Source organism: Mesorhizobium sp., assembly GCF_965229135.1.
Lineage (GTDB): Bacteria > Pseudomonadota > Alphaproteobacteria > Rhizobiales > Rhizobiaceae > Mesorhizobium.
Genome location: NZ_OZ245860.1, coordinates 1,541,761 through 1,564,091 on the forward strand (window position 1 = coordinate 1,541,761; position 22,331 = coordinate 1,564,091).

The 22,331-nt window shown below is 61.5% G+C and carries 26 protein-coding genes; 17 read left to right on the plus strand and 9 right to left on the minus strand.

Annotation, left to right across the window (positions count from 1 at the left end; genetic code table 11):
• Window positions 1–100 precede the first annotated feature (100 nt).
• On the minus strand, window positions 101–445 hold the full coding sequence (locus tag ACO07C_RS07570) for a RidA family protein (RefSeq protein WP_421913567.1): 345 nt from the start codon (window positions 443–445) through the stop codon (window positions 101–103).
• A gap of 217 nt (window positions 446–662) precedes the next feature.
• On the opposite strand from ACO07C_RS07570, the gene aztA reads away from it, so the two are divergent.
• The 6 genes from aztA (at window position 663) to ACO07C_RS07600 (ending at window position 4,758) form a co-directional block, all read left to right on the plus strand.
• Window positions 663–1,472 (plus strand): zinc ABC transporter ATP-binding protein AztA, encoded by an 810-nt coding sequence (gene aztA / locus ACO07C_RS07575; RefSeq protein ID WP_421913568.1) that lies wholly within the window; start codon window positions 663–665, stop codon window positions 1,470–1,472.
• On the plus strand, window positions 1,472–2,347 hold the full coding sequence (aztB, locus tag ACO07C_RS07580) for a zinc ABC transporter permease AztB (protein ID WP_421917456.1): 876 nt from the start codon (window positions 1,472–1,474) through the stop codon (window positions 2,345–2,347). The genes aztA and aztB overlap by 1 nt, the downstream gene beginning before the upstream one ends.
• A 32-nt stretch (window positions 2,348–2,379) precedes the next feature.
• Window positions 2,380–3,321: a zinc ABC transporter substrate-binding protein AztC gene (aztC, locus tag ACO07C_RS07585; protein ID WP_421913569.1), complete on the plus strand. Its 942-nt coding sequence runs from the start codon at window positions 2,380–2,382 to the stop codon at window positions 3,319–3,321.
• A 155-nt stretch (window positions 3,322–3,476) separates the two neighbouring features.
• Window positions 3,477–3,899 (plus strand): YeeE/YedE family protein, encoded by a 423-nt coding sequence (locus tag ACO07C_RS07590; protein WP_421917457.1) that lies wholly within the window; start codon window positions 3,477–3,479, stop codon window positions 3,897–3,899.
• A 4-nt stretch (window positions 3,900–3,903) separates the two neighbouring features.
• Window positions 3,904–4,341 (plus strand): DUF6691 family protein, encoded by a 438-nt coding sequence (locus ACO07C_RS07595; RefSeq protein WP_421913570.1) that lies wholly within the window; start codon window positions 3,904–3,906, stop codon window positions 4,339–4,341.
• Window positions 4,342–4,419: 78 nt separating this feature from the next.
• Window positions 4,420–4,758, plus strand: a complete 339-nt coding sequence (locus tag ACO07C_RS07600; RefSeq protein WP_421913571.1) for a TIGR01244 family sulfur transferase — start codon at window positions 4,420–4,422, stop codon at window positions 4,756–4,758.
• Here ACO07C_RS07600 and ACO07C_RS07605 read toward each other — a convergent pair.
• Window positions 4,755–5,222, minus strand: coding sequence for an Lrp/AsnC family transcriptional regulator (locus ACO07C_RS07605; protein ID WP_421913572.1), 468 nt, complete (start codon window positions 5,220–5,222; stop codon window positions 4,755–4,757). The two genes, ACO07C_RS07600 and ACO07C_RS07605, sit on opposite strands and share 4 nt — an antisense overlap.
• A gap of 140 nt (window positions 5,223–5,362) precedes the next feature.
• Between ACO07C_RS07605 and hppD the strand changes: the two genes are divergently transcribed.
• The 3 genes from hppD to ACO07C_RS07620 all read left to right on the plus strand — a co-directional run bounded on the left by hppD (window position 5,363) and on the right by ACO07C_RS07620 (window position 7,144).
• Complete coding sequence (hppD, locus tag ACO07C_RS07610) at window positions 5,363–6,475, plus strand: 4-hydroxyphenylpyruvate dioxygenase (protein ID WP_421913573.1); 1,113 nt, start codon at window positions 5,363–5,365, stop codon at window positions 6,473–6,475.
• 70 nt (window positions 6,476–6,545) lie between these two features.
• A complete protein-coding gene (locus ACO07C_RS07615) occupies window positions 6,546–6,770 on the plus strand; it encodes a type II toxin-antitoxin system Phd/YefM family antitoxin (RefSeq protein ID WP_421913574.1) in 225 nt (74 codons plus the stop codon).
• On the plus strand, window positions 6,767–7,144 hold the full coding sequence (locus ACO07C_RS07620) for a type II toxin-antitoxin system VapC family toxin (RefSeq protein ID WP_421913575.1): 378 nt from the start codon (window positions 6,767–6,769) through the stop codon (window positions 7,142–7,144). The genes ACO07C_RS07615 and ACO07C_RS07620 overlap by 4 nt, the downstream gene beginning before the upstream one ends.
• A gap of 19 nt (window positions 7,145–7,163) precedes the next feature.
• Here the strand turns inward: ACO07C_RS07620 and ACO07C_RS07625 are convergent, their stop codons facing one another.
• The 4 genes from ACO07C_RS07625 to hmgA form a co-directional block, all read right to left on the minus strand.
• Window positions 7,164–7,700, minus strand: a complete 537-nt coding sequence (locus tag ACO07C_RS07625) for a DinB family protein (RefSeq protein WP_421917458.1) — start codon at window positions 7,698–7,700, stop codon at window positions 7,164–7,166.
• 22 nt (window positions 7,701–7,722) lie between these two features.
• Window positions 7,723–8,736 (minus strand): fumarylacetoacetate hydrolase family protein, encoded by a 1,014-nt coding sequence (locus ACO07C_RS07630; RefSeq protein ID WP_421913576.1) that lies wholly within the window; start codon window positions 8,734–8,736, stop codon window positions 7,723–7,725.
• Between the two features lie 90 nt (window positions 8,737–8,826).
• Window positions 8,827–9,681 carry an MBL fold metallo-hydrolase gene (locus ACO07C_RS07635; protein ID WP_421917459.1) on the minus strand — a complete coding sequence of 285 codons (855 nt, stop codon included), beginning with the start codon at window positions 9,679–9,681 and terminating at the stop codon, window positions 8,827–8,829.
• An 11-nt stretch (window positions 9,682–9,692) separates the two neighbouring features.
• Complete coding sequence (hmgA, locus tag ACO07C_RS07640; protein WP_421913577.1) at window positions 9,693–11,006, minus strand: homogentisate 1,2-dioxygenase; 1,314 nt, start codon at window positions 11,004–11,006, stop codon at window positions 9,693–9,695.
• Window positions 11,007–11,151: 145 nt separating this feature from the next.
• On the opposite strand from hmgA, the gene ACO07C_RS07645 reads away from it, so the two are divergent.
• The 4 genes from ACO07C_RS07645 (at window position 11,152) to ACO07C_RS07660 (ending at window position 14,084) form a co-directional block, all read left to right on the plus strand.
• Window positions 11,152–11,640, plus strand: a complete 489-nt coding sequence (locus ACO07C_RS07645) for a MarR family winged helix-turn-helix transcriptional regulator (RefSeq protein WP_421913578.1) — start codon at window positions 11,152–11,154, stop codon at window positions 11,638–11,640.
• 113 nt (window positions 11,641–11,753) lie between these two features.
• Window positions 11,754–12,407: a lysophospholipid acyltransferase family protein gene (locus ACO07C_RS07650; RefSeq protein WP_421913579.1), complete on the plus strand. Its 654-nt coding sequence runs from the start codon at window positions 11,754–11,756 to the stop codon at window positions 12,405–12,407.
• The gene (locus ACO07C_RS07655; protein WP_421913580.1) at window positions 12,404–13,354 is read left to right on the plus strand and encodes a phosphatidate cytidylyltransferase; all 951 of its coding nucleotides are present in this window, start codon (window positions 12,404–12,406) and stop codon (window positions 13,352–13,354) included. The genes ACO07C_RS07650 and ACO07C_RS07655 overlap by 4 nt, the downstream gene beginning before the upstream one ends.
• 82 nt (window positions 13,355–13,436) lie before the next feature.
• Window positions 13,437–14,084 (plus strand): CDP-alcohol phosphatidyltransferase family protein, encoded by a 648-nt coding sequence (locus tag ACO07C_RS07660; RefSeq protein WP_421913581.1) that lies wholly within the window; start codon window positions 13,437–13,439, stop codon window positions 14,082–14,084.
• Window positions 14,085–14,100: 16 nt separating this feature from the next.
• On the opposite strand, the gene tdh is transcribed toward ACO07C_RS07660, so the two are convergent.
• Complete coding sequence (tdh, locus tag ACO07C_RS07665) at window positions 14,101–15,135, minus strand: L-threonine 3-dehydrogenase (protein WP_421913582.1); 1,035 nt, start codon at window positions 15,133–15,135, stop codon at window positions 14,101–14,103.
• Between the two features lie 45 nt (window positions 15,136–15,180).
• On the minus strand, window positions 15,181–16,368 hold the full coding sequence (locus ACO07C_RS07670; protein ID WP_421913583.1) for a glycine C-acetyltransferase: 1,188 nt from the start codon (window positions 16,366–16,368) through the stop codon (window positions 15,181–15,183).
• Between the two features lie 291 nt (window positions 16,369–16,659).
• Here ACO07C_RS07670 and ACO07C_RS07675 point away from each other — a divergent pair, with 291 nt between their 5' ends.
• The 4 genes from ACO07C_RS07675 to ACO07C_RS07690 all read left to right on the plus strand — a co-directional run bounded on the left by ACO07C_RS07675 (window position 16,660) and on the right by ACO07C_RS07690 (window position 20,244).
• Window positions 16,660–18,729, plus strand: a complete 2,070-nt coding sequence (locus ACO07C_RS07675; protein ID WP_421913584.1) for a putative bifunctional diguanylate cyclase/phosphodiesterase — start codon at window positions 16,660–16,662, stop codon at window positions 18,727–18,729.
• Window positions 18,730–18,802: 73 nt separating this feature from the next.
• On the plus strand, window positions 18,803–19,546 hold the full coding sequence (locus tag ACO07C_RS07680) for a polysaccharide deacetylase family protein (protein WP_421913585.1): 744 nt from the start codon (window positions 18,803–18,805) through the stop codon (window positions 19,544–19,546).
• Between the two features lie 130 nt (window positions 19,547–19,676).
• Complete coding sequence (locus ACO07C_RS07685; RefSeq protein ID WP_421913586.1) at window positions 19,677–19,901, plus strand: hypothetical protein; 225 nt, start codon at window positions 19,677–19,679, stop codon at window positions 19,899–19,901.
• Window positions 19,902–20,079: 178 nt separating this feature from the next.
• Window positions 20,080–20,244, plus strand: coding sequence for a hypothetical protein (locus ACO07C_RS07690; protein ID WP_421913587.1), 165 nt, complete (start codon window positions 20,080–20,082; stop codon window positions 20,242–20,244).
• Window positions 20,245–20,262: 18 nt separating this feature from the next.
• Here the strand turns inward: ACO07C_RS07690 and ACO07C_RS07695 are convergent, their stop codons facing one another.
• Complete coding sequence (locus tag ACO07C_RS07695) at window positions 20,263–22,308, minus strand: FAD-dependent oxidoreductase (protein WP_421913588.1); 2,046 nt, start codon at window positions 22,306–22,308, stop codon at window positions 20,263–20,265.
• Between the last annotated feature and the right edge of the window lie 23 nt (window positions 22,309–22,331).

The window sequence follows — 22,331 nt, forward strand, 5'->3', positions numbered from 1 at the left end:
AAACGAAAGCCCCCGAAAACCGGGACCGGCTTTCGGGGGCTGCGGTTTAATCAAGATATTGCCGTAGCCCGCTGAAGGGCACTGGCGGAGCGGAACCGCCTCAGATCGCGGCGGTGATGATGATTTCGACGGTGTATTCCGGGCCGGCGAGCTTGGCTTCGCCAGTGGCGCGGGCCGGCGTGTTGCCCTGCGGCACCCACTTGTCCCATTCCTTGTTCATCTCGGCGAAGGTGCCCATGTCGGCCAGCCAGATGATCGCCTGCAGGATCTTGGTCTTGTCGGTGCCGGCCTTGGCCAGCAATTCGTCGATGGACGCCAGGATCGACCTGGTCTGCTCGCCAACGCTTGCGCCGGGCGTTCCGACCTGGCCGGCGAGATAGACGGTGTTGCCGTGGATGACGATCTGGCTCATGCGCGGGCCAACATCGATGCGACGAATGCTCATGGAATGTTTCCTTCTTGTGTCGGTGGGGCCTCTTTAGTGTTGCGGTTCATTTCGGGCAAGGCCGACAGCCAGAAACCCCTTGAGCCACGACAAACAAGGCACGGTGAATTGAGCGTCGCGCCGCAATTCCGCCCGATTGGCTTGTTGACTAATGTAATAACATCACATATCCAGCCGAACACTGCCAGTAGCCGCCCTACCCCTCACGGATCGCAGAATGACCAACACCTGCCTGACCTTCCGCGACCTGACACTCGGCTACAACAGCCACCCCGCGATCCATCATCTCGACGGCACCATTCGCAAAGGCTCGCTGACGGCAGTCGTCGGCGCCAACGGCTCGGGAAAGTCGACATTGATGAAGGGAATCGTCGGCGTGCTCAAGCCCATGGCCGGCGCTGTGACGCGAGCACCCGGCGTGCGCGCCGCCTATCTGCCGCAGCAATCCGAACTCGATCGTTCCTTTCCCGCCCGCGTCGTCGATCTCGTTTCGCTCGGTCTGTGGCCCAAGCGCGGACTGCTCGGCCGCCATACCGCCGAGGATCGCGATTCTGTCGGCAAGGCGCTTATGGCCGTCGGCCTCGGCGGGTTTGAAAAACGCCCGATCGACACGCTGTCGGGCGGCCAGTTGCAGCGCACGCTCTTTGCCCGCGTGCTCTTGCAGGACGCGGATCTCATCCTGCTCGACGAGCCCTTCAATGCGGTCGATTCCAAGACGGTCGGCGACCTGATCGCGCTGATCAAGCGCTGGCATGGCGAGGAGCGCACCATCATGGTCGTCGTCCATGATCTGGAACTGGTGCGCGAGAATTTTCCCGAAACGCTGCTGCTCGCACGCCAGCCTGTCGCCTGGGGCGAAACGCGCGAAACACTGCGGCCGGAAAACCTGCTGCGCGCCCGCCGTTTTCATGAGGCCTGGGAAGAAAACGCACCCTGGTGCGAGCCCGTAGACCACGATCACAGCCACGACCACGCCCACGATCACGGGCATGACCATAATCACAGCTCCGGTCCGAGAGCGGCGTGATGGACAGCGTGTACGGCCTTTTCATCGCGCCCTTCGCCGATTTCGGTTTCATGCAGCGGGCGCTTTTCGGCTCCCTGATGCTGTCACTCGGCGCTTGCCCGATCGGCGTCTTCCTGATGTTGAGGCGCATGAGCCTGTCGGGCGATGCCATGGCGCACGCCATCCTGCCGGGCGCCGCCGCCGGCTTCCTGTTCTACGGATTGGAAATCCTGCCGATGACCATTGGCGGCCTGATAGCCGGCGTCATCGTGGCGCTGGGCGCGGGTGCGGTCTCGCGTTTCACCATCCAGCGCGAGGACGCCTCGATGGCGGCCTTCTATCTGATTTCACTCGCTATCGGCGTGCTCATGGTGTCGATCCGCGGCTCCAGCGTCGATCTCATGCATGTCCTGTTCGGCACGGTGCTGGCGCTCAACAATGAGGCGCTGGTGTTGATCGGCGGCATCGTCATCGTCACCCTGGTCAGCCTTGGCATCTTCTGGCGGGCGCTGGTCGCCGAATGCCTCGATCCTCTGTTCCTGCGCTCGGTCAGCCGGCTTGGCAGCCCGGTGCATTTCATCTTCCTCGGCCTCGTCGTGCTTAACCTTGTCGGCGGCTTCCAGGCGCTCGGCACGCTACTTTCAGTCGGGCTGATGATGCTGCCTGCCGCCGCCGCACGCTTCTGGACCACGCGCGTCGAGCCGATGTGCGTGCTGGCCGTTGTGATCGGCTTTGCGTCCTGCATTGCCGGACTGCTCCTGTCCTATCACGCATCCCTGCCCTCCGGCCCGGCGATCATCCTGTCCGCCGGCGTCGTCTACTTCGCCTCGATCCTGTTTGGTACGCGCGGCATCCTGCGCGCGCGCATCATTCATCACCGTCACAGAACAGCCTGACCCCCAACGGCCCTCTACAAGGAGACTTTTCCATGCTGAAATCGATCCGCGCAGCCCTGGCGATGAGCGTTATAACATTAACCGCCATCAGCGCTTCGTCGGCGTTCGCAGGTCCCCTGAAGGTGGTTGCCAGCTTCACCGTCATCGCGGATTTTGCCAGGAACGTCGGCGGCGACCGGATCAAGGTGACAACCATTGTCGGGCCCGATGGCGACGCCCATGTCTATGAACCAAGCCCGGCGGACGCCGTGGCGATGGCCGGGGCGGATGTGGTGCTGGTCAACGGGCTGCATTTCGAAGGCTTCCTGCAGCGCCTCGTCGACGCCAGCGCCACCAAGGCGTCGATCGTAACGCTGACCAGCGGGGTTACCCCGATCAATTTCAAACCGGAATTCGCCGATGCCGATGCAGCCGAGGGCGCCGACACGAGTGGCGGCAAGACAGTCATCGATCCGCATGCCTTCCAGTCGATCGCCAACGCCAAGATCTATGTGAAGAACATTGCCGACGCCTTCTGCGCCGCCGATTCCGATGGCTGCATCAGCTACCAGACCAATGCGGCGGCCTACAGCAAGAAACTCGACGCGGTCGAAGGCGAAGTGAAGGCGGCGATCGCCTTGATCCCGGAAGCCAAGCGCGTGGTCATCACCTCGCATGACGCGTTCGGCTATTTCGAGCATGCATACGGCCTCACCTTCCTCGCCCCGCAAGGCGTGTCGACGGACTCCGAGCCATCAGCCGCCGACGTTGCCAAACTCGTCACCCAGGTAAAACAGGACAAGGCTGCGGCGATCTTCGTCGAGAACATCACCAACCCGCGCCTGATCGAGCAGATCGCGAGCGAAACCGGGATCAAGGTAGGCGGTACTCTCTATTCGGATGCGCTGTCGCAGCCCGACGGCCCGGCATCGACCTATATCGACATGATGCACAACAACATCACCCAGATCAAAGGCGCCATCCTCGGCAGCTGAGACCAGCGCCAATGAAAAGGCGGAGCCGGACTCCGCCTTTGCCGCTTCCGCTCAAGGCGGCATGAGTTGGATTCTTCGCCGGAAATGTCTATGTGCGCTATGGTTTGAACCGCGCAGGGATGCGGATCGACCGCTGTTCGAAAGCCGGCATCGCCATGACAGACTTCACGCCCTTCCAGTCGCTGCTTGGTGGCGCCCTTATCGGCTTGTCGGCGGTTCTGCTGATGGCGTTGCATGGCCGCATCGCCGGCATGACCGGCATATTGACCGGAGTCATTCCGCCCCTTTCGCCGGAATGGCGATGGCGAGCCGCCTTTCTTGCCGGCGCCGTCCTGGCGCCGCTTCTGTATCTCGCCGCTGGCGGTCGAATCGTCTTCAGCGTGCCGGTCCCGACGCTCGCACTGGTCGTGGGCGGTTTTCTCGTTGGTATCGGCGTGCATTTCGGTGGTGGCTGCCCGAGCGGGCACGGCATTTGCGGCATTGCCCGCCTGTCGCCGCGTTCGATCGTCGCCGTCGCAACCTTCATGGCGGCAGCCTTCGCCACCGTCTTCATCATTCGTCACGTGATCGGAGGCTGACGCCATGAACAAGCTCGTCTCGGCATTCCTGATCGGTGGTATCTTCGGCCTGGGCATCGCCGTTTCCGGCATGATCAATCCGGCAAAAGTACTGAATTTCTTCGATATCGCAGGCACCTGGGACCCGAGCCTGGTCTTCGTGATGGGCGGCGGGCTTGCCGTCGCCTTCATCGGCTACCGCCTGGTGTTCAGCCGGCGCAAGGCGCCGGTATTCGAATCCGACTTCGCGCTGCCCACCAAACGAACCATCGACAGCCAATTGGTGGGCGGTGCGGCCGTGTTCGGTATCGGTTGGGGCATTGCCGGCTTCTGCCCAGGCGGCGCCATTCCCGCACTTGGTCTCGGCTATTCAGCAACACCGGTCTTTGTCGCGGCGGTCATCGCCGGCATCGTCGTGGCGCGTTCCGCCAGGGCGTGGCTTGCCCAGCCGGCCGCGGCATAGGAATTAGTTGCCGGGCGCGTCAGGGAGTGGCAAGACTCCAGGCAAGCCACAAGGCATTCAACTTTGCGAGGACGCACCATGGAATATCGTGAGATCAGCGAGGACTATTCGGTCTCGGGCCAGATCCAGCCAGAAGACGTCGCCGCCATCAAGGCCGCCGGGTTCAAGAGCGTTATCTGCAACAGACCTGATGACGAGCAACCCGGCCAGCCATCGGCCGACACCATCAAGGCGGCAGTCACCGCCGCCGGGCTCACCTTCCGCTACATCCCCGTCATCAGCGGCCAGATGACGGCGGAGAATGTCGAGGATCAGGCCGAGGCGCTCGACGAACTCGACGGCCCTGTGTTCGCGTATTGCCGCTCCGGCGCGCGCTGCACCAATTTGTTCGTGGCGATACAGCAGCAAAAGGGTTAAATCGGCAGCGCGCCGGTTTCCTTCAGCGTCTCCAGCACGATCGCCGTCTTCACATGCTGCACGGATTCGTGCGGCAGAAGCACGCCGTTGACGAATTCCGACAATGATTTGAGATCGGGCGTCACCACCTTCAATATGTAGTCCATCTCGCCGGTCAGCGCGTGCGCTTCCTGCACTTCCGGCAGCCGCGCCACCAACTCCCCAAAACGCCGTGCGTTGTCGCGGTTGTGGGTGGCCAAGGTCACCGAGATGACGTTGACCAGCGAGAAGCCAAGTTTGTCGCGGTCGAGCACCGCCCGATAACCCTTGATATAACCGTCCTCCTCCAGCCGCTGGCGGCGGCGCGAGCACTGCGACGCCGACAGGTTCACGCGCTCTGAAAGATCGTTGTTGGTCAGCCGCGCATCGCCTTGCAGAAGCGACATTATCTTGCGGTCAAACTGATCAATGCGCGTATCATCCATGAATTTCTCCTTCATTACGCACGCTTCACGCATAGTCTGATCATTTCAAGCGTTTGAATGCAAGCACCATGCAGCCGGTCCGCGCTATGATTGCGCCATGTGTGGTCCGATGCGGCCACCTCACGTTTTGGAGGAAAGCCATGGGTCCCTTCCCGCACGACGCCCCGCCCGCAAGGATCAGCAAGGACAACCCCGCGGGCACCGATGGTTTCGAGTTCGTCGAGTTCGCGCACACGGAACCGGAGAAACTGGCCCAATTGTTCACCCGGATGGGCTATGTCGCGGTGGCGAAGCACCGCACGAAGAACATCACCGTCTGGCGCCAGGGCGACATCAACTATGTCGTCAATGCCGAGCCCGGCTCACATGCGATGAAATTCGTCGGCAAGCATGGACCGTGCGCGGCCTCGATGGCGTGGCGGGTGGTCGATGCCAAGCATGCGTTCGACCATGCCGTTGCCAAGGGCGCTACACCCTATGAAGGCACCGACAAGGCGCTCGACGTGCCGGCCATCGTCGGTATTGGCGGCTCGCTGCTCTATTTTATCGAGACATACGGCAAGAAGGGCTCGGCCTACGACGCCGAGTTCGAATGGCTGGGCGCGCGCGACCCACGGCCGCAAGGCGTCGGCTTCTATTTTCTCGACCACCTCACCCACAATGTCTATCGCGGCCAGATGGACAAATGGTGGGATTTCTACCGCAATCTGTTCGGCTTCAAGCAGATCCATTTCTTCGACATCGACGGCAAGATCACCGGACTGGTCAGCCGTGCCATCACCTCGCCCTGCGGCAAGATCCGCGTTCCCTTGAACGAATCCAAGGACGAGACCAGCCAGATCGCCGAATATCTGAAGAAGTACAATGGCGAAGGCATCCAGCACATCGCCGTCGGCACCGACGAGATTTATGCCGCCACCGACCGACTGGCCGACAACGGGCTGAAATTCATGCCCGGCCCGCCCGAGACCTATTACGACATGTCCTATGACCGCGTGAACGGCCATGACGAGCCGATCGAGCGGATGAAGAAGCATGGCATCCTCATCGACGGCGAAGGCGTGATCGACGGCGGCATGACCAAGATTCTGTTGCAGATTTTCTCGAAAACCGTGATCGGGCCGATCTTCTTCGAGTTCATCCAGCGCAAGGGCGACGAAGGGTTTGGCGAAGGCAATTTCCGCGCCCTGTTCGAATCGATCGAGCAGGACCAGATCAAGCGCGGCGTGATCAAGATTCAGGCGGCGGAGTAACGCCGACCGAACCAGCCCTCTTGCGACGAGATCAATTATGACCTAAATTTTGGTCATAAAGGATCAAATCATGAATGTTTCCATCGCCGAGGCCAAGTCCAAATTGTCGGAACTCGTCAGCCGCGCGGAAGCCGGCGAGGAGATAATATTGACACGCCACGGCAAGGTGGCCGCGCGCATCGTACCGCCGGCGGTGGTAGAACCCCTGCCGCGTATCGGCGCACTGAAGGGCAAGATCTGGATTGCGGACGATTTTGACGAACTCGGTCCCGAGTGGGACGAGTACGTGAAATGACGGGCGGCCCGTTTCTCGCCGATACACATATCATCCTCTGGTCGATTTCGGACGATCCACGTCTCGACGAGCACCACCGCGCTATCCTGGCTTCGGAAGCGGTGGTGTTCGCGAGCGCGGCAAGCGTCTGGGAAATTGCCATCAAACGTTCGATTGGAAAACTCAACGCGCCAGATGATCTGCCAACGCTGCTTCCAAGGATGCAATTTCAGCCGCTTGCCATCACTTTACAGCATGCGAACGCCGTCGGTCGTCTACCGCGCCACCATGGTGATCCGTTCGACAGGCTGCTGATTGCACAGGCGCAGGTGGAGAACCTGACAGTCCTTACATCCGACCCGCATTTCGCTCGTTACAACGTGGCTCTGGTGTGACTGGAAAAAACAACAGGCCCTACAAACCCAGCCGCTCGACCTCTCCCTTCCTCAGCCTCACATCACAATCGAGCAGGAACTCGTCGAGTTGCGGCGGCTTGACCGATGTGCCGGACAGCATGGCATGCACCTGGCCGCGGTGGTGGATGTCGTGCAGGAAGACATGGCCGAGGATATCGCCGATGCGTTCGGGGATCATGCCGTCCTCGCGCCGGTCGGTGATGACGCGGCGCTCGAGATCCCCTTGAGAGAGACCTTCACAGAAGGCGATCAACCGCCGGTCGGCCGCAACCTGAGCGGCAAACAGCGCATCGGGTTCGTCGAAGGGCACGAAATTATCGTGGGCGGCGGCCCCGATGCCGCCCTCCTCGAGAAAATCGAGATAGAGAAGATCCACCGCCAGTATGTGGTTGAGCGTCGCCTTGATCGACGGGAAGAAGCTGGTTCGCTCTGCCTCGAATTCACCAGGCTGCAGGGACAGAACAGCGCGGTAGAGCCGGTCGTTCGACCAGAGATTGTTGCCGGCCATGCGGCGGAGATGATCGAGAAGGTTCACACTCAAGCCCCGCTTGCTATCCCTATCTGACGTACTTCTCGACCGCCTGCTCGATGGCGCCGAAGATTGAATGTCCGGCCCTGTCCTTCATCTCGATGCGCACCGTGTCGCCGAAGCGCAGGAAAGGCGTCTTGGGCTCCCCTGTCTCGATAGCCTCGATCATGCGCAGTTCGGCGATGCAGGAATAACCGGCGCCGCCTGCCGACACCGGCTTCCCCGGACCGCCGTCCAGCTTGTTGGATACTGTCCCTGAACCGATGATGGTGCCGGCGACCAGCGGCCTCGTCTTCGCCGCGTGAGCGATCAGCGTCGGAAAATCGAAGGTCATGTCGACGCCGGCATTGGCGCGGCCGAACGGTTTGCCGTTGAGATCGGCAAGCAGCGGCAGGCTGACCTTGCCGCCGTCCCAGGCATCACCGAGTTCATCAGGCGTTACCGCGACAGGTGAAAAAGCCGAGGATGGTTTTGACTGGAAGAAGCCAAAGCCCTTGGCGAGTTCCGGCCCGGTGAGCGCGCGCAGGGTGACATCGTTGACCAGCATGATCAGCCGGATGGCGTCGCGCGCGTCGTCGAGGCTGGCGCCCATCGGCACGTCATCGACGATCACGGTGACTTCGGCTTCCATGTCGATGCCGAAAGCTTCGTCAGCCATGCGGATGGGATCGCGCGGCGCAATGAAGGAGTCCGAGCCGCCCTGGTAGATCAGTGGATCGGTCCAGAAACTCGCCGGCATCTCGACGCCGCGCGCTTTCCGCACCAGTTCGACATGGTTCACATAGGCCGATCCGTCAGCCCATTGATAGGCGCGCGGCAGCGGCGAGTGCGCATCATGCTCGTGAAAGCGGACCGATGGCATCGCATTGTTCTCCAGCGATTCCGCTATTGTCGCCAAATGCGGCGAGACCCTGCGCCAGTCGTCGAGTGCCGCCTGTAGCGTGCGCGCCAGGAACGAGGCATCGGTGTACTGCGTCAGGTCGCGCGAGACGACAACGAGTTTCCCGTCGCGCGTCCCGTCCTTCAATGTGGCAAGCTTCATGCGGTTTCCTCTCCTCCTGCGGCTTTTGCACCGCTTAGGTTTTTGCCTTGCGCATGATCTTTTCCGAAAGCCGGTTCCCACTTTCCGGGATCATGCTAGTTCCACAACAAGGCCGTCACGGGCGATCGTCAAGTCGCCGGCCCATGTTTTCCTGACGGCGGCGGTCCAGTCGGCCTCACCGACCGCAGGATCATCGGCCGGAATGAGGTGATTGAGCACCAACCTGCCAACGCCGGCATCGCTGGCAATGCGCCCGGCCTCCTCGGCAAAGCTGTGGCTGGCGAGCAGATGTTCTTGCAGCCGCGCGCCATTGCCGGTCCTGGCAACCAAACGTTCGATGCCTTCTTCCAGCATGGCCTCGTGGACCAGAATGTCCGCACCATCGGCAAAGTCGGCGAGTGGTGGAAAGAAGGCCGTATCGGCGGAGAACACCACGCTCTTGCCGCCATGCTCGAAGCGCAGGGCAAAGCAGTCGGTCACCGGCGGATGGTCGACGCGTAGCGCCATCACCTCCAGGCCGCGTTGCTCGACCACCTGGCCCTCGCCGAATTCATTGATCGAAACCAGCTCTCGAATATCGGGCCGGCCCTCGTCGACCATGCGTATCTCGATGTCGAATGCCATTGCCTGGCAAAAGCGCCGCCAGTAGTGGCCGGTACCTGGCGGCCCGAACACGCCGACCGGCGTCGCCAGGCCCGCCGTCCAGGCGGTGTGGATCAGCGGTCCGAGTTCCAGCACATGGTCGGAATGCAGGTGAGTGATGAAGATGAGGTCGAGGGCCTTCAGGCTGATGCCGGCATCGACAAGACCGCGCGTCACGCCAAGCCCGCAGTCGACGACAATGGCCCGGCCTGCTAATTGCAGCAGTGACGAACTCGGCCATGGTCCGCCCGGCCGCAGTGCCGGGCCGCCTTTCGAGCCCAAAAGCACCAGCCGGTCCGGCATTGGCTCGGCGCTCAAGACCAGTCGCCCTCGGGCGTGCCGTTGAAGCGCTTCTTCAGCTCGGCCCAACAGTCGATGTAATTGTCCTGCCGGGTTTCCAGTTCGGCGCCGTAGCGGGTCAGCATCTGCGGAAAGCGGGTCTCGAACATGAAGGCCATGGTGTTGTCGAGCTTGACCGGTTTCAGATCGGCGCGCGAGGCCTTTTCGAAGCCAGGCGCGTCCGGCCCGTGGGCCAGCATCAGATTGTGCAGGCTCATACCGCCGGGCACGAAACCTTCCTCCTTGGCATCGTACTGTCCATGGATCAGGCCCATGAACTCGCTCATGATGTTGCGATGGTACCAAGGTGGCCGGAACGTATCCTCGGCCACCAGCCAGCGCGGCGGAAAGATGACGAAATCGATGTTGGCGGTGCCTTCCTCGCCGCTTGGGGCGGTCAGCACGGTGAAGATCGACGGATCGGGATGGTCGAACAGCAGCGCTCCGACCGGCGAGAAGGTCGCCAGATCATATTTGTAAGGGGCGTAGTTGCCGTGCCAGGCAACGACATCGAGCGGCGAATGGCCGATCTCGGTGACATGGAAATTGCCGCACCATTTCACCGTCAGCCGGCACGGCGTTTCCTTCTCCTCGAACCACGCACAGGGCGTCTTGAAATCGCGCGGATTGGCGAGACAATTGGCGCCGATCGGGCCGCGATCCGGGAGTGTCAGCTTGGCGCCATAGTTCTCGCAGACATAGCCGCGCACTTCCTTGTCGACCAACTCGACCTTGAAGACGAGGCCGCGTGGCAGGACGGCGATCTCGCCGGGCCTGAGCTCTATGACGCCCATCTCGGTGATGAAGCGCAGCGCACCGACCTGCGGCACGACGAGCAACTCGCCATCGGCGTTGAAGAAATGATCATCGACCATCGAGCGATTGGCGACATAGACATGAGCCGCCATGCCGGTCTGCCCCAGCACATCGCCAGCGGTGGTGATCGATCGCATACCGGCGACGAAATCGGTGGGCTCCTTCGGCATCGGCACCGGGTTCCAGCGATACTGGCCGAGCGCGAGTTCATGATCGCCAACATTTGGGGCGCTCTTCCACAGCGGATAGTTAGCCGGCTTGAAGCGTCCGGTGTGCTTTACGCTCGGCCTGATGCGATAGAGCCACGAGCGCTCATTGGTGCCGCGCGGCGCGGTGAAGGGGGAGCCCGAAAGCTGCTCGGCATAGAGACCGTAGGCCGGTCGCTGCGGCGAGTTCCGCCCTTGCGGCAGCGAGCCGGGCAAGGTTTCGGTTTCGAAGTCGTTGCCGAAACCCGGCATGTAGGAAAAGGCCATCGCTTCCTCCCTTGCGCATCCAGAAGACGGCAGGCGCCAGCCGGATTGACCAAACTGGTTTCATTTGTAACCATTGAGAATGTAACTATCAATCGCGACGAAAATTGCCGCATGGCTTGTCGCGCAACCCAGAAAAGGCTGTTCCATGGATCCGGAAATCCTCGAACTGGAAGCCTTCCTCCCCTATCGGCTCTATCGTCTTGCCGACGCCGTCAGCCGGGAATTCTCGACGATCTACAGGGAGCGTCACGGACTAACCCGGCCGGAATGGCGCACGCTCTCCGGATTGGGGCAATACGGCACGATGACCGCGAAGGAACTTGGCGAGCAATCGGCAATGCACAAGACCAAAGTATCTCGTGCCGTTGCAGAGCTTGAACGGCGCCGTTGGCTCACCCGAACGCTCGACGAAAACGACCGCCGCGTCGAGCATCTTACGTTGACCAAGGCCGGTCTTGCCGCCTATCGCGAAATGGTGCCATTGGCCAAGACGTTCGAGCGGGCGTTGCTGGCCAGGTTGAGCGCCAGCGAGCAGGCCTCCATCGTCAAAGGCGTCGTGTCACTGGAAACCGCGTTGGGTCGGGACAACGGCCGTCGCCGAAGAAAATATGAGACGCTCATTCAGAAGCGCTAGCGCGTTGACGCAGGCACGGTCTCGCAATCATTTTAGATCCTTGCTTGCCCGATAGCGGATTTTCAGCGCTGTATGTCAGCCATCGGATGGTCCATGAACGAATTGAGGGATGGATGAAGTCGCTGATCGCGAGGCCGGTGGCTATCATCGTTTTGCTGTTTGCCCGAGCCATCACCGCCGTTCGGCCGTTTTGGCATGAAGGCAAGCTGCCTCGCCGTCGCTCGGTCTTCTTTGCCAACCACTCCAGCCACGGAGATTTCATCCTTATCTGGGCTGTCCTGCCGCCGCGCCTGCGCCGGCGGGTCCGTCCCGTAGCCGGCGCCGACTACTGGCTGAAATCCAAGGTTCGAGGCTTCATCGGGCGCGACGTTTTCAATGCGGTCCTGATCGATCGCAACCGCGAAGGACGCACGATGGATCCTGTCGAGAGCATGGGGAAGGCGATGAAGGAAGGCTCTTCGCTCATCCTCTTCCCGGAAGGCACGCGCAATCTGTCCGACGCATCCTTGCAGCCATTCAAATCCGGCCTGTTCCATTTGGCGGCGTCGCATCCGGACTTCGAGTTGGTGCCGGTATGGATCGCCAACCTCAACCGGGTGATGCCGAAGGGGGAATTCGTGCCTATCCCACTGATCTGCACGGTGACGTTCGGCGAGCCAATTCACCTGGCTGATGGCGAGGGCAAGTTTGTTTTCCTCGAGCGGGCACGTGCGGCATTACTCGCGCTGGCGCCGAAAAAGCCAGCGGTCGAAAGGGTAGAGGAATGAGCCCGACCCAATTCGACATGATGGTTCTCGTGCTCGGCGTCTTCGGCATACTGCTCGTGGCCTATTTCGTGGGCCAGATCCTGGAACGACGCTTGTCGCCAGACGGCTCGAATCCGGCCATCGAGAACCTCAACGCCCGTATCAATGCCTGGTGGGTGATGGCGATCCTCATCGCTCTAGCCTTCATCGCCGGGCGCATCGGCGTCCTGCTTCTCTTCGGCTTCTGCTCCTTTGCCGCGCTTCGCGAATTCGTGACGCTGACCAATACGCGGCGTGCGGACCACTGGGCCCTGGCCACGGCGTTTTTCGTCGTGCTGCCGCTGCAGTATGTCCTGCTTTGGATCGAGGACTACGAAATTTTTTCTGTTTTCATCCCGGTCTACGCCTTCCTGTTGATGCCTATCATCTCGGCTGTCCGGGGTGACACGCAGCACTTCCTCGTCCGAATCGCCGAGGTGCAATGGGCGCTGATGATCTGCGTCTTCTGCGCCTCGCACGTGCCGGCTCTTCTGACACTGCATATTCCCGGCTACGAGGGGCGAAATGTGCTTCTGATAGCCTTCCTTGTCATCGTCGTTCAGTTGAGCGATGTGCTGCAATATATCTGGGGGAAGATGATCGGGCGTACGAAGATCGCCCCGAGGCTTTCGCCGTCCAAGACGGTTGAAGGTTTCCTCGGCGGCATTGCGAGCGCCAGTCTCATCGGCGCTGGCCTGTGGTGGATCACGCCCTTCTCTCCGCTTCAGGCGGGTGCGATGGCCTTCCTGATCACGCTGATGGGTTTTTTCGGCGGCCTTGTGATGTCCGCGATCAAGCGCGACCGCGGCGTGAAGGATTGGGGTCATCTGATCGACGGCCATGGCGGCCTGATCGATCGGCTGGATTCCGTGGTTTTCTCCGCTCCGATCTTCTTCCACCTCACGCGTTACTTCTGGTCGCCGGCGTGACGGTCCCTTTGCGCGCTCTTACAGCCCCGTTGCCATTCGCGGCGACCCGCGACCAATCGACGTTCCGAAACGCGATGAGGCAGTGGTGAACACGGGCGATCGCAGACCGCTTGCAAGCCGTGACACGCGCTGGGCACAAGCGACGGCCAGACGTCTGGCCAAGCTCTCGGTCACCCCCAACCAGATTTCGCAGGCGAGCATCCTTGCCGGCGCGCTGGCTGGCGGTGCCTTCTGGCTTGGCGGGCAGAGCGACGGCACGGCCCGTTTTCCACTGTTTCTGGGCGCCGCGCTGTTTTGCCAGCTGCGCCTGCTATGCAATCTGTTCGATGGCATGGTCGCGGTCGAAGGCGGCAAGGCGTCGGCCGATGGGCCGTTCTGGAACGAATTTCCTGACAGGATCGCCGACATCGCCATCATGGCTGGAATAGGCTACGGCATCGCCATGCCTGGCCTTGGCTGGGCAGCGGCCTGTTTTTCGGTCCTCACCGCCTATGTGCGAGAACTGGGGCGGGCCAACGAAGCGCCGAGCGACTTCTCCGGCCCGATGGCCAAACCACATCGTATGGCGATTGCGACCATAGCGGCCCTGGTGTCTTCAGTGGAATTCCTCTGGAATGGCCACAACCAAGTCTTGACGCTCGCGCTTGCCATCATCGCGATCGGCGCCGCCGGGACTGCGCTGCGACGCGCCTGGCGACAGGTCCGATGGCTTAAAGCCAGGCGACCCTAGGTTCCGGCGCGACGGCCTACCAGTCCATCACCACCTTGCCGGAACTGCCGCTGCGCATGGCATCGAAGCCGGCCTGGAAATCATCGATGCCGATGCGATGGGTGATGAGGCCGGATACATCCAGCGGACCCTGCACCAGCGCGATCATCTTGTACCAGGTCTCGAACATTTCGCGACCGTAGATGCCCTTCAAGTGCAGCATCTTGAAGATGACCTTGTTCCAGTCGATCTCGAAGCCGGTCGGGGCGATGCCGAGAATGGCGATCTTGCCGCCATTGTTCATGGTGTCGATCATGTCGCGGAACGCAGGTGCGGCACCGGACATTTCGAGGCCGACGTCAAAACCTTCGGTCATGCCGAGCACCGGCATCACGTCGCGCAGTTTTTCCTTCGAGGCGTCGACGACATGCTGGACGCCGAGCTTCTTCGCCAGGGCAAGCCGCACCGGGTTGATGTCGGTGATGACAACTTTTCTGGCGCCGACGCATTGCGCGACAAGCGCGCCCATGATGCCGATCGGCCCTGCGCCGGTGACCAGCACGTCCTCGCCGACGAGATCGAAGGAGAGAGCGGTGTGAACGGCATTGCCAAGCGGATCGAAGATCGCGGCGATCTCGTCCGGCACATCGTCGGGGATCGGCACGACATTGTGCTGCGGAATGGCCAGATATTCACCGAAAGCGCCAGGACGGTTGACGCCGACGCCGAGCGTATTGCGGCACAGATGCCCCCTACCGGCACGACAGTTGCGGCAATGGCCGCAGACGATATGGCCTTCGCCCGACACGCGCTGGCCGACCTTGTACTCCGTTACAGCCGCGCCGAAATCGGCGACGGTGCCGACGAATTCATGGCCTGTCACCATCGGCACCGGCACCGTCTTCTGCGCCCACTGGTCCCAATTGTAGATGTGGACATCGGTGCCGCAGATCGCCGTCTTCCTGATCTTGATCAGGACGTCATTCGGGCCGATTTCCGGCACAGGCACTTCTTCCATCCAGATGCCCGGTTCGGCCTTGGCCTTCACCAGCGCCTTCATCATGTTCGACATTCTGTTGTCCCTTGAATCTCTTGATCCGGAATCGCTTTTCGCTGTTCAGGAAATCACGCCCAATTCCCTGCCGACCTCGCCGAATGCCTCCACCGCGCGATCGATGTCGGCGCTGGAGTGGGCGGCCGACATCTGCGTGCGAATGCGCGCCTGACCCTTGGGCACCACAGGGAACGAAAAACCGATGACATAGATGCCGCGCTTGAGCATTCGTGCCGCCATCTCCTGCGCCAGTGTCGCGTCGCCCAGCATCACCGGAATGATCGGATGGTCGGCGCCGGCCAGCGTAAAGCCGAGCTTGCCCATCCGCGACCTGAACCGCGCCGCGTTGGCATATAGGCGCTCGCGCAAGGCATCGCCATTGCGGATCAGGTCGAACACCGTGATTGAGGCACCGGCAATCGCCGGCATCAGTGTGTTGGAAAAGAGATAGGGCCGCGAACGCTGGCGCAGCCAGTCTACCACTTGCCGCTTGCCCGATGTATAGCCGCCGGATGCGCCGCCGAGTGCCTTGCCGAGCGTGCCGGTGATGATGTCCACCCTGCCCTCGACGCCACAATGCTCGGCTGAGCCGCGGCCGTGTCTGCCAACGAAACCAACGGCATGGCTGTCATCAACCATCACCATCGCATCGTATTTGTCGGCAAGATCGCAGACGCCCTTCAGGTTGGCGATAATGCCGTCCATGGAAAATACGCCATCGGTGGCGATCAGCCTGAACCGGCAATCCCTGGCCTCTTTCAACCTCGCTTCGAGGTCGGCCATGTCGTTGTTGGCGTAACGGAACCGCTTGGCCTTCGACAGCCGAACGCCGTCGATGATGGAGGCGTGGTTGAGCGCGTCGGAAATGATCGCGTCCTCTTCTCCGAGCACCGTCTCGAACAGGCCGCCATTGGCGTCGAAACAGGAGCCGTAGAGGATTGTGTCCTCCAGGCCGAGGAAGGAAGAAATCGTCGCCTCGAGCTGCTTGTGCTCCTCCTGCGTACCGCAGATGAAGCGAACCGACGCCATGCCGTAACCATAGCGGTCTAGCGCCTTTTTCGCCGCATCGCGCAGCTCGGCGCTGTCAGCAAGACCGAGATAGTTGTTGGCGCAGAAGTTCAGCACCTTCTCGCCGCCGACTTCGATGCGCGCTGACTGCGTGGAGGTGATGACGCGCTCGGATTTGTAGAGCCCGGCCGCCTTCAGTCCGGCAAGCTCATTGTCGATGTGGGAAAGGAATGCGGTGGTCATGATCACGCCTTGTTCAATGTCTGGATCGACTGTCGTCCCGCGCGCACGAAAAATCCATCGCAAATGCGACCGCTTCGGTGGCCATTGCAACGCGAAACCGAATACCGACGCAGGCAAGCGGCAACGATCGAGGGAAGTTCAAATGCAAGCGTGCCATGAAACAGCGCGATAACCATTTCGTGAGCTTTACGACACGGTCGCTGTGACTGTCCCCTTGATTTCCAAACCTGTTAACACTTCCACGCCAATGGTCCCTGCACAGGAATCCGTTGGCGAAGGGCCGCCCCAGAAATGTCGCAGCAGCCGGTGCAAGCCGTTTCGAGCAGACTCATATTGCTTATCAAGGCTGGGTACTGGCTGGCACTGATGATCATTGCCGCCATGGTGATGGCTTCGTTCATCCTGCTCCAGCAGATGATGGCCGCCAAGCAGCACGACGACACCTTGCTCGATATTGTCGGCACGCAAAAGGCGCTGTCGCAACGCATCGTGTTCCTTGCCGGTGCAACCGGCGCCGCGTCGCGAGACCAGCAACCAGCGCTGGTTGCGGCGCTCAAGCAAGCTACGGCTGAGTTCGAAACGAACTATGACCTTCTGCTACAGCGCACCGCCGCCGATCCGGCATCGCCGGCGAGGCTCGATCCGAAATCGATTGAGAGCGTGCTCTTCTCCAAGCCATTTCATCTCGACTACTTCTCGGTCGCGCTCATCGCCAATGGTGAGCGCTTTGTATCCGCATTTGAATCTCAGCTCGCCATGCCTGGCGGCGACTACAAGGGCGGTGGCGAGCGCGTGAACCTCAACGCGTCCATCGCCAACGCCACACTGTCGGGCTACGCCGCGCTTGGCCAGCGCATCAGCGCCTATGCCGGCGCACGGTCCGACCGGCTGCTCGACCTTCATCGCACGCTGTTTTATGCGACCATAGGTGTCATCGTCTTGGTGGCACTCTTCATCTTCAGGCCGATGTCCAACGCCATCCTGCGCAAGACGCATGAACTGGTCGACGCACGCAATTCCATGGCCTTCATCGCCGTTCATGATGGCCTTACAGGCCTGCACAATCGCAGCTTCCTGACCGATCATTTCGACACGCTGATCAAGGGCGCGCATCGGAGGCGCGAGCGGCTCGCCGTGGTCCAGCTCGACCTCGACCGGTTCAAGCAGATCAACGACACGCTCGGCCACGCAGCCGGCGACTATGTGCTGGTCGTCACGGCGCAGCGCATGCGCGATTCCTGCAGGGCCTCTGATTTGTGCGTCCGGCTTGGCGGCGACGAGTTCGTGATGATCCTCAATGGTGCCGGCGGCACGGAAGACATCAACATGGTCGCCAGGCGTATCCTGGGCCACATCAACGAGCCGATCATCTTCCAAGGCACGACGATCCTCCCGGGCGCCAGTGCCGGCATCGCGGTCTATCCGGTCGATGCCGACAATGCTGGAGATCTGCTGGTTCACGCCGATCTGGCGCTCTACTCCGCCAAGAAGATGGGCGGCGGCAACTTCTCGTTCTTCTCCGAGGAATTGCGGCGTGAGCTCGACTATCGAAAGCAGCTTGAGCACGACATCAGGGTCGCCATCGCGGACAAGGCATTCCAGGTCTATTTCCAGCCACAGGTTTCGCTGACCAACGGCGCGATCAGCGGCATTGAAGCACTGATCCGGTGGAACCATGCCGAGCGCGGAATGATCCCGCCCAGCGAATTCATTCCAGTCGCCGAGAAATGTGGGTTCATGCCCGAAATCGGCCGCATCGTCATCGCCAAGGCGATCAACGAAGCCGCGGAGTGGAATCGCTCCGGAATTGGCTTCGGCCGGCTGGCCGTCAACGTCTCCGGCACCGAGTTGCGTGAGCCCGATTTCGACAGATTCCTGTTCGATACGCTGGAGAAGGCCGGCCTGCCGCCGCAGAAACTTTCACTGGAAATCGTGGAATCCGTCATTCTGGACGACGAGAAGACCGGCATCGCCGCAAAGCTGCGCCACATACGCGCGGCTGGCGTCCACCTCGAACTCGACGATTTCGGCACCGGCTATGCATCGCTCAGCCATGTCAATCCAAACGAGATCGACCGGCTGAAGATCGACCGCCGCTTTGTCCAGAACATCCATGAAAACGGTGACAACTCGAAGATCGTGCGCGCCATTACCGAACTTGCGCGCGGACTAGGCATCTCGATCGTCGCTGAAGGCGCCGAGACCGAGGCCGAGCTCGATTCGCTGATGGCGATCGGCTGCGATCAGGTCCAGGGCTATTCCATCGCCTTCCCGATGCCGCAGGAAAAGGCGCGTGAATGGCTGGTCGCGCGGAGCCCGAAGAAAGCCAGGTTGACCGTACTGCAGGGCAGCCTGGCCTGAGCTGCCAGGCGGCGATCTTGACAAGCGCGCACGGAAGTGGCGGCGTGCCATGATCGGACACGGGATATCGTGCATGGCGGCACAGCTTCGATTTGCGCTGACAATATTGCTGCTTCTGACGCTCCCCGCGCATGCCGCGCAACGCGTCATCTATCTGACCTTCGATGACGGGCCGCTTGATGGGACCAGCAACATCCTGGACGTTCTGGAGGCGGAGCAGGTTCCAGCGGCGCTGTTCATGGTCGGCATGCATGCGCAGGCGAGCGCATCCAACAGGGCGCTCGTCCAGCGAGCCAAGAAGCTCCCCCTGGTGACGATCGGCAACCACAGCTACAGCCACGCCTATAATCACTATCGGCATTTCTACGGCGATACCGAAGGCGTGGTCGCCGATATGCTGAGGGCGAATGTCGTTCTGGGCTTGAAGCCGTTCGTGCACGCGCGTCTACCGGGGCGCGACGTGTTTCGGTTGCCCTCGATCTCCAAGAACGACAATTCACTCGGGCAGGCGCAGGCCGGACGCGAGGACCCCGACTACGAATTCGTCGCCGCGTCCGGCTTCTACCTCTATGGATGGGACCATGAGTGGGTGCACGAAGACAGCGGCAAGCCGGTTCAGAGCGTCGATCATCTGGTGGCCGAGATCGATCACCTGTTCAGCTACGGACATTTCGTAAAGCCTGGAAAGCTGATCCTGCTGATGCATGATGAGATGTTCCGGGATGCGTTCGACGGCAAGACGAATTTGACCAATCTGATCGATGCGCTGAGACAGAGGAACTATACGTTCGGCGCGCTTCCGGGCTACGATGGCTGAGGCGGTTGTGGTGGCTTGTACGCACTGACTTGCGACGTTGGCTCGCAGTGCCGCCAGAACCTCGGCGAACTCGATCAGCCTTTCATCGGCCAATCCCTTTCGCAGCCGCTTGTCGAAGACGAGTGCGGCCGTGCGCAATTTGATGAACATCGCCTCTCCGGCCACTGGCATTGTCGCCGCATTGGCCGCCGCCGGCGTGATCGGTTCATTGGTAGGGTCGGCCAGCCGGCGGTTTGCCGGTGCCGACGCCGCGACTGAAGCGCTGGTGCGCGCAAGGATGGCCGTCGGCGAACGCATTGCCGCCGGCTTGCTCGTCGTGACCGTGTTTTGCATGGCGGTCGCCCGGATGTTCTGAACCGCCGGGCGTTTGCTTCAGCACACCGCAGGTGCGTGGCGCGCGGATCAAGCACTGTACCCAGGTGGCCCTTCGTAGGCTGTCTGGCTGCGCGCCACCATCACAACGACTTCAGTAAACTGACTCGTCTCAGGTTAGCTTCTTTCGACCCTGCTTTTCGAGCTGGGAAAAGCTCGAATTGCTGCAACGCCGGCGCATCTCGGCCGTCCTGCATCACGACCTCAGGCACGACACGCGGATAGCATGCATCCACATCATGCGGGCGCAGGGCGCGTTGCCCAAGTCGACGTCTCCGGGAGCCTCCAATATCCAGGTCATCACGCCATTCAACATACCGGCCTGAGCGGCTGCTTTCATCCAATCATATCCTCAGGCCAAACCTGATGCCGTCATAGATGGCGGCGTGGATGTTGCGCGAGGCAACCGCGTCGCCGATGCGCAACAGCACGAAGCCAGCGTCCGCATTGCGTTTCGGAAAGATGTCCCCGCCGCTGACCAGCCGTTCGTAGTCGACCGCGCCGCCATTCTTCGACAGCGGCTTGAGCGTCAGATAGAGGTCGTCGAGCGGCGCCGTGCCGTGCTCGACCACGACCTGATCGACCCGCCGCTCATCGCGCCAGCCATCGGCGAAGTCCGAAGCGAGTTCCGCCACCAGTTGATTGCCTTCACGCCGCACCGAACGCAGCCTTGTGTTGATCGTGACGGTGACGCCCTTTTGGTGGAATGCGCGCATGTATGGCACGTGGTTCATGCCGCCCATTTCCGGAGCAAAGAATCGCTCGGGCGAGACAAGCTCCAGCCGGGATCCGCTGTTGGCGATCAACTCGGCCGCCCCCATGCCCTGATGGCCACCATTGTCGTCGTAGAGCAGCACATTCTCGGCCGGCTTGACGCTGCCGGCCATGATGTCCCAGCTTGAGGTGACGAGGTTGTCACCCGACGCCAGCGGCGGATTTTGCGGCAGTCCGCCAGTGGCGACCACCACGACGTCGGGCGACAGCGCCAGGACATCGTCCTTCTCGGCCCAGGTAGCATAGCGGATCTCGACACCCAACCGTTCGAGCTCGGCCAGCCGCCAGTCGATGATCCCGATCAATTCCTTGCGGCGCGGGTTCTGCGTCGCCAGCCTCACCTGACCGCCTGCCTGGCCTGAGGCTTCCAGCACTGTCACATGATGCCCACGCTCCGCCGCGACGCGCGCGGCCTCCAAGCCACCCGCGCCAGCGCCAATGACGACCACCTTGCGCTTTGGCCCCTCTGTCTTCGGGATAATGTGCGGAATATCAGCCTCGCGTCCGGTGGCTGCGTTGTGGACGCAAAGCGCCTCACCACCTTCGTAGATGCGGTCGAGGCAATAGGTGGCGCCGACACATGGGCGAATCTCGTGCTCGCGGCCTTCCATCACTTTCCTGATGATGTGCGGATCAGCGATATGGGCGCGGGTCATGCCGACCATGTCGAGTTTGCCGGTGGCGATGGCGTGGCGCGCGGTGGCCACATCGGAGATGCGCGCCGCATGGAACGTCGGGAACTTCGTCGCCGCCCTCACCTCGCCGGCGAAATCGAGATGCGGCGACGAGCGCATGCCGGTCACCGGGATGACATTGGTGAGCGCCGCATCGCTCTCGATGGAGCCGCGGATGATGTTGAGGAAATCGACCTTGCCGGAATCCGCCAGCCGCTTGGCGATCTCGACGCCTTCTTCCTTTGACAGGCCCTTTTCGAAGTCCTCGTCGGCGACCATGCGAATGCCGACGACGAATTTCTCGCCAACCGCGGCCCGCACGGCATCCAGGACCATGTTGGTGAACCGCAAGCGGTTGTCGAGCGACCCGCCGAACTCATCGTCGCGGTGGTTGGTGGCCGGCGACCAGAAGCCGTCCATCAGATGCCCATAGGACTCGAACTCGATGCCGTCCAGACCGGCCGCCTGGCAGCGCTGGGCGGCCGAGGCATAGTCGGCGACGATGCGCTCGATATCCCAGTCCTCAATGGTCTTTGGAAAGGCGCGATGCGCCGGCTCGCGCACCGGCGAGGCCGACAGCACCGGCAGCCAGTCGGCCTTGTTCCATCCGGTGCGGCGGCCGAGATGGGTGATCTGGATCATGACCTTGCAGTCATGCTCGTGGCAGGCATCCGCGAGCTCGGCGAGCCACGGCACAATGCGATCGTCATAGACATGCAGATTGCCGAAGGCGGCAGGGCTGTCGCGCGAAACGATCGCGGAGCCAGCGGTCATGGTCAGTGCCATGCCGCCCTTGGCCTTCTCGGCGTGATAGAGCCGATAGCGCTGCTTTGGCATGCCTTCCTCGGAATAGGCCGGCTCATGGCTGGTCGACATGACCCGGTTCTTCAGCGTCAGATGCTTGAGCTGATAGGGCTGTAGGAGCGGATCGTTGCTGGTCATCATCTTCCTGCTGTTTTAAATTG

Coding starts and splice junctions, on each gene's coding strand:
- ACO07C_RS07570 (WP_421913567.1), bottom strand. CDS start 445: ATGAGCATTCGTCGCATCGATGTTGGCCCGCGCATGAGCCAGATCGTC.
- aztA (WP_421913568.1), top strand. CDS start 663: ATGACCAACACCTGCCTGACCTTCCGCGACCTGACACTCGGCTACAAC.
- aztB (WP_421917456.1), top strand. CDS start 1,472: ATGGACAGCGTGTACGGCCTTTTCATCGCGCCCTTCGCCGATTTCGGT.
- aztC (WP_421913569.1), top strand. CDS start 2,380: ATGCTGAAATCGATCCGCGCAGCCCTGGCGATGAGCGTTATAACATTA.
- ACO07C_RS07590 (WP_421917457.1), top strand. CDS start 3,477: ATGACAGACTTCACGCCCTTCCAGTCGCTGCTTGGTGGCGCCCTTATC.
- ACO07C_RS07595 (WP_421913570.1), top strand. CDS start 3,904: ATGAACAAGCTCGTCTCGGCATTCCTGATCGGTGGTATCTTCGGCCTG.
- ACO07C_RS07600 (WP_421913571.1), top strand. CDS start 4,420: ATGGAATATCGTGAGATCAGCGAGGACTATTCGGTCTCGGGCCAGATC.
- ACO07C_RS07605 (WP_421913572.1), bottom strand. CDS start 5,222: ATGGATGATACGCGCATTGATCAGTTTGACCGCAAGATAATGTCGCTT.
- hppD (WP_421913573.1), top strand. CDS start 5,363: ATGGGTCCCTTCCCGCACGACGCCCCGCCCGCAAGGATCAGCAAGGAC.
- ACO07C_RS07615 (WP_421913574.1), top strand. CDS start 6,546: ATGAATGTTTCCATCGCCGAGGCCAAGTCCAAATTGTCGGAACTCGTC.
- ACO07C_RS07620 (WP_421913575.1), top strand. CDS start 6,767: ATGACGGGCGGCCCGTTTCTCGCCGATACACATATCATCCTCTGGTCG.
- ACO07C_RS07630 (WP_421913576.1), bottom strand. CDS start 8,736: ATGAAGCTTGCCACATTGAAGGACGGGACGCGCGACGGGAAACTCGTT.
- ACO07C_RS07635 (WP_421917459.1), bottom strand. CDS start 9,681: ATGCCGGACCGGCTGGTGCTTTTGGGCTCGAAAGGCGGCCCGGCACTG.
- hmgA (WP_421913577.1), bottom strand. CDS start 11,006: ATGGCCTTTTCCTACATGCCGGGTTTCGGCAACGACTTCGAAACCGAA.
- ACO07C_RS07645 (WP_421913578.1), top strand. CDS start 11,152: ATGGATCCGGAAATCCTCGAACTGGAAGCCTTCCTCCCCTATCGGCTC.
- ACO07C_RS07650 (WP_421913579.1), top strand. CDS start 11,754: ATGAAGTCGCTGATCGCGAGGCCGGTGGCTATCATCGTTTTGCTGTTT.
- ACO07C_RS07655 (WP_421913580.1), top strand. CDS start 12,404: ATGAGCCCGACCCAATTCGACATGATGGTTCTCGTGCTCGGCGTCTTC.
- tdh (WP_421913582.1), bottom strand. CDS start 15,135: ATGTCGAACATGATGAAGGCGCTGGTGAAGGCCAAGGCCGAACCGGGC.
- ACO07C_RS07670 (WP_421913583.1), bottom strand. CDS start 16,368: ATGACCACCGCATTCCTTTCCCACATCGACAATGAGCTTGCCGGACTG.
- ACO07C_RS07675 (WP_421913584.1), top strand. CDS start 16,660: ATGTCGCAGCAGCCGGTGCAAGCCGTTTCGAGCAGACTCATATTGCTT.
- ACO07C_RS07680 (WP_421913585.1), top strand. CDS start 18,803: ATGGCGGCACAGCTTCGATTTGCGCTGACAATATTGCTGCTTCTGACG.
- ACO07C_RS07695 (WP_421913588.1), bottom strand. CDS start 22,308: ATGACCAGCAACGATCCGCTCCTACAGCCCTATCAGCTCAAGCATCTG.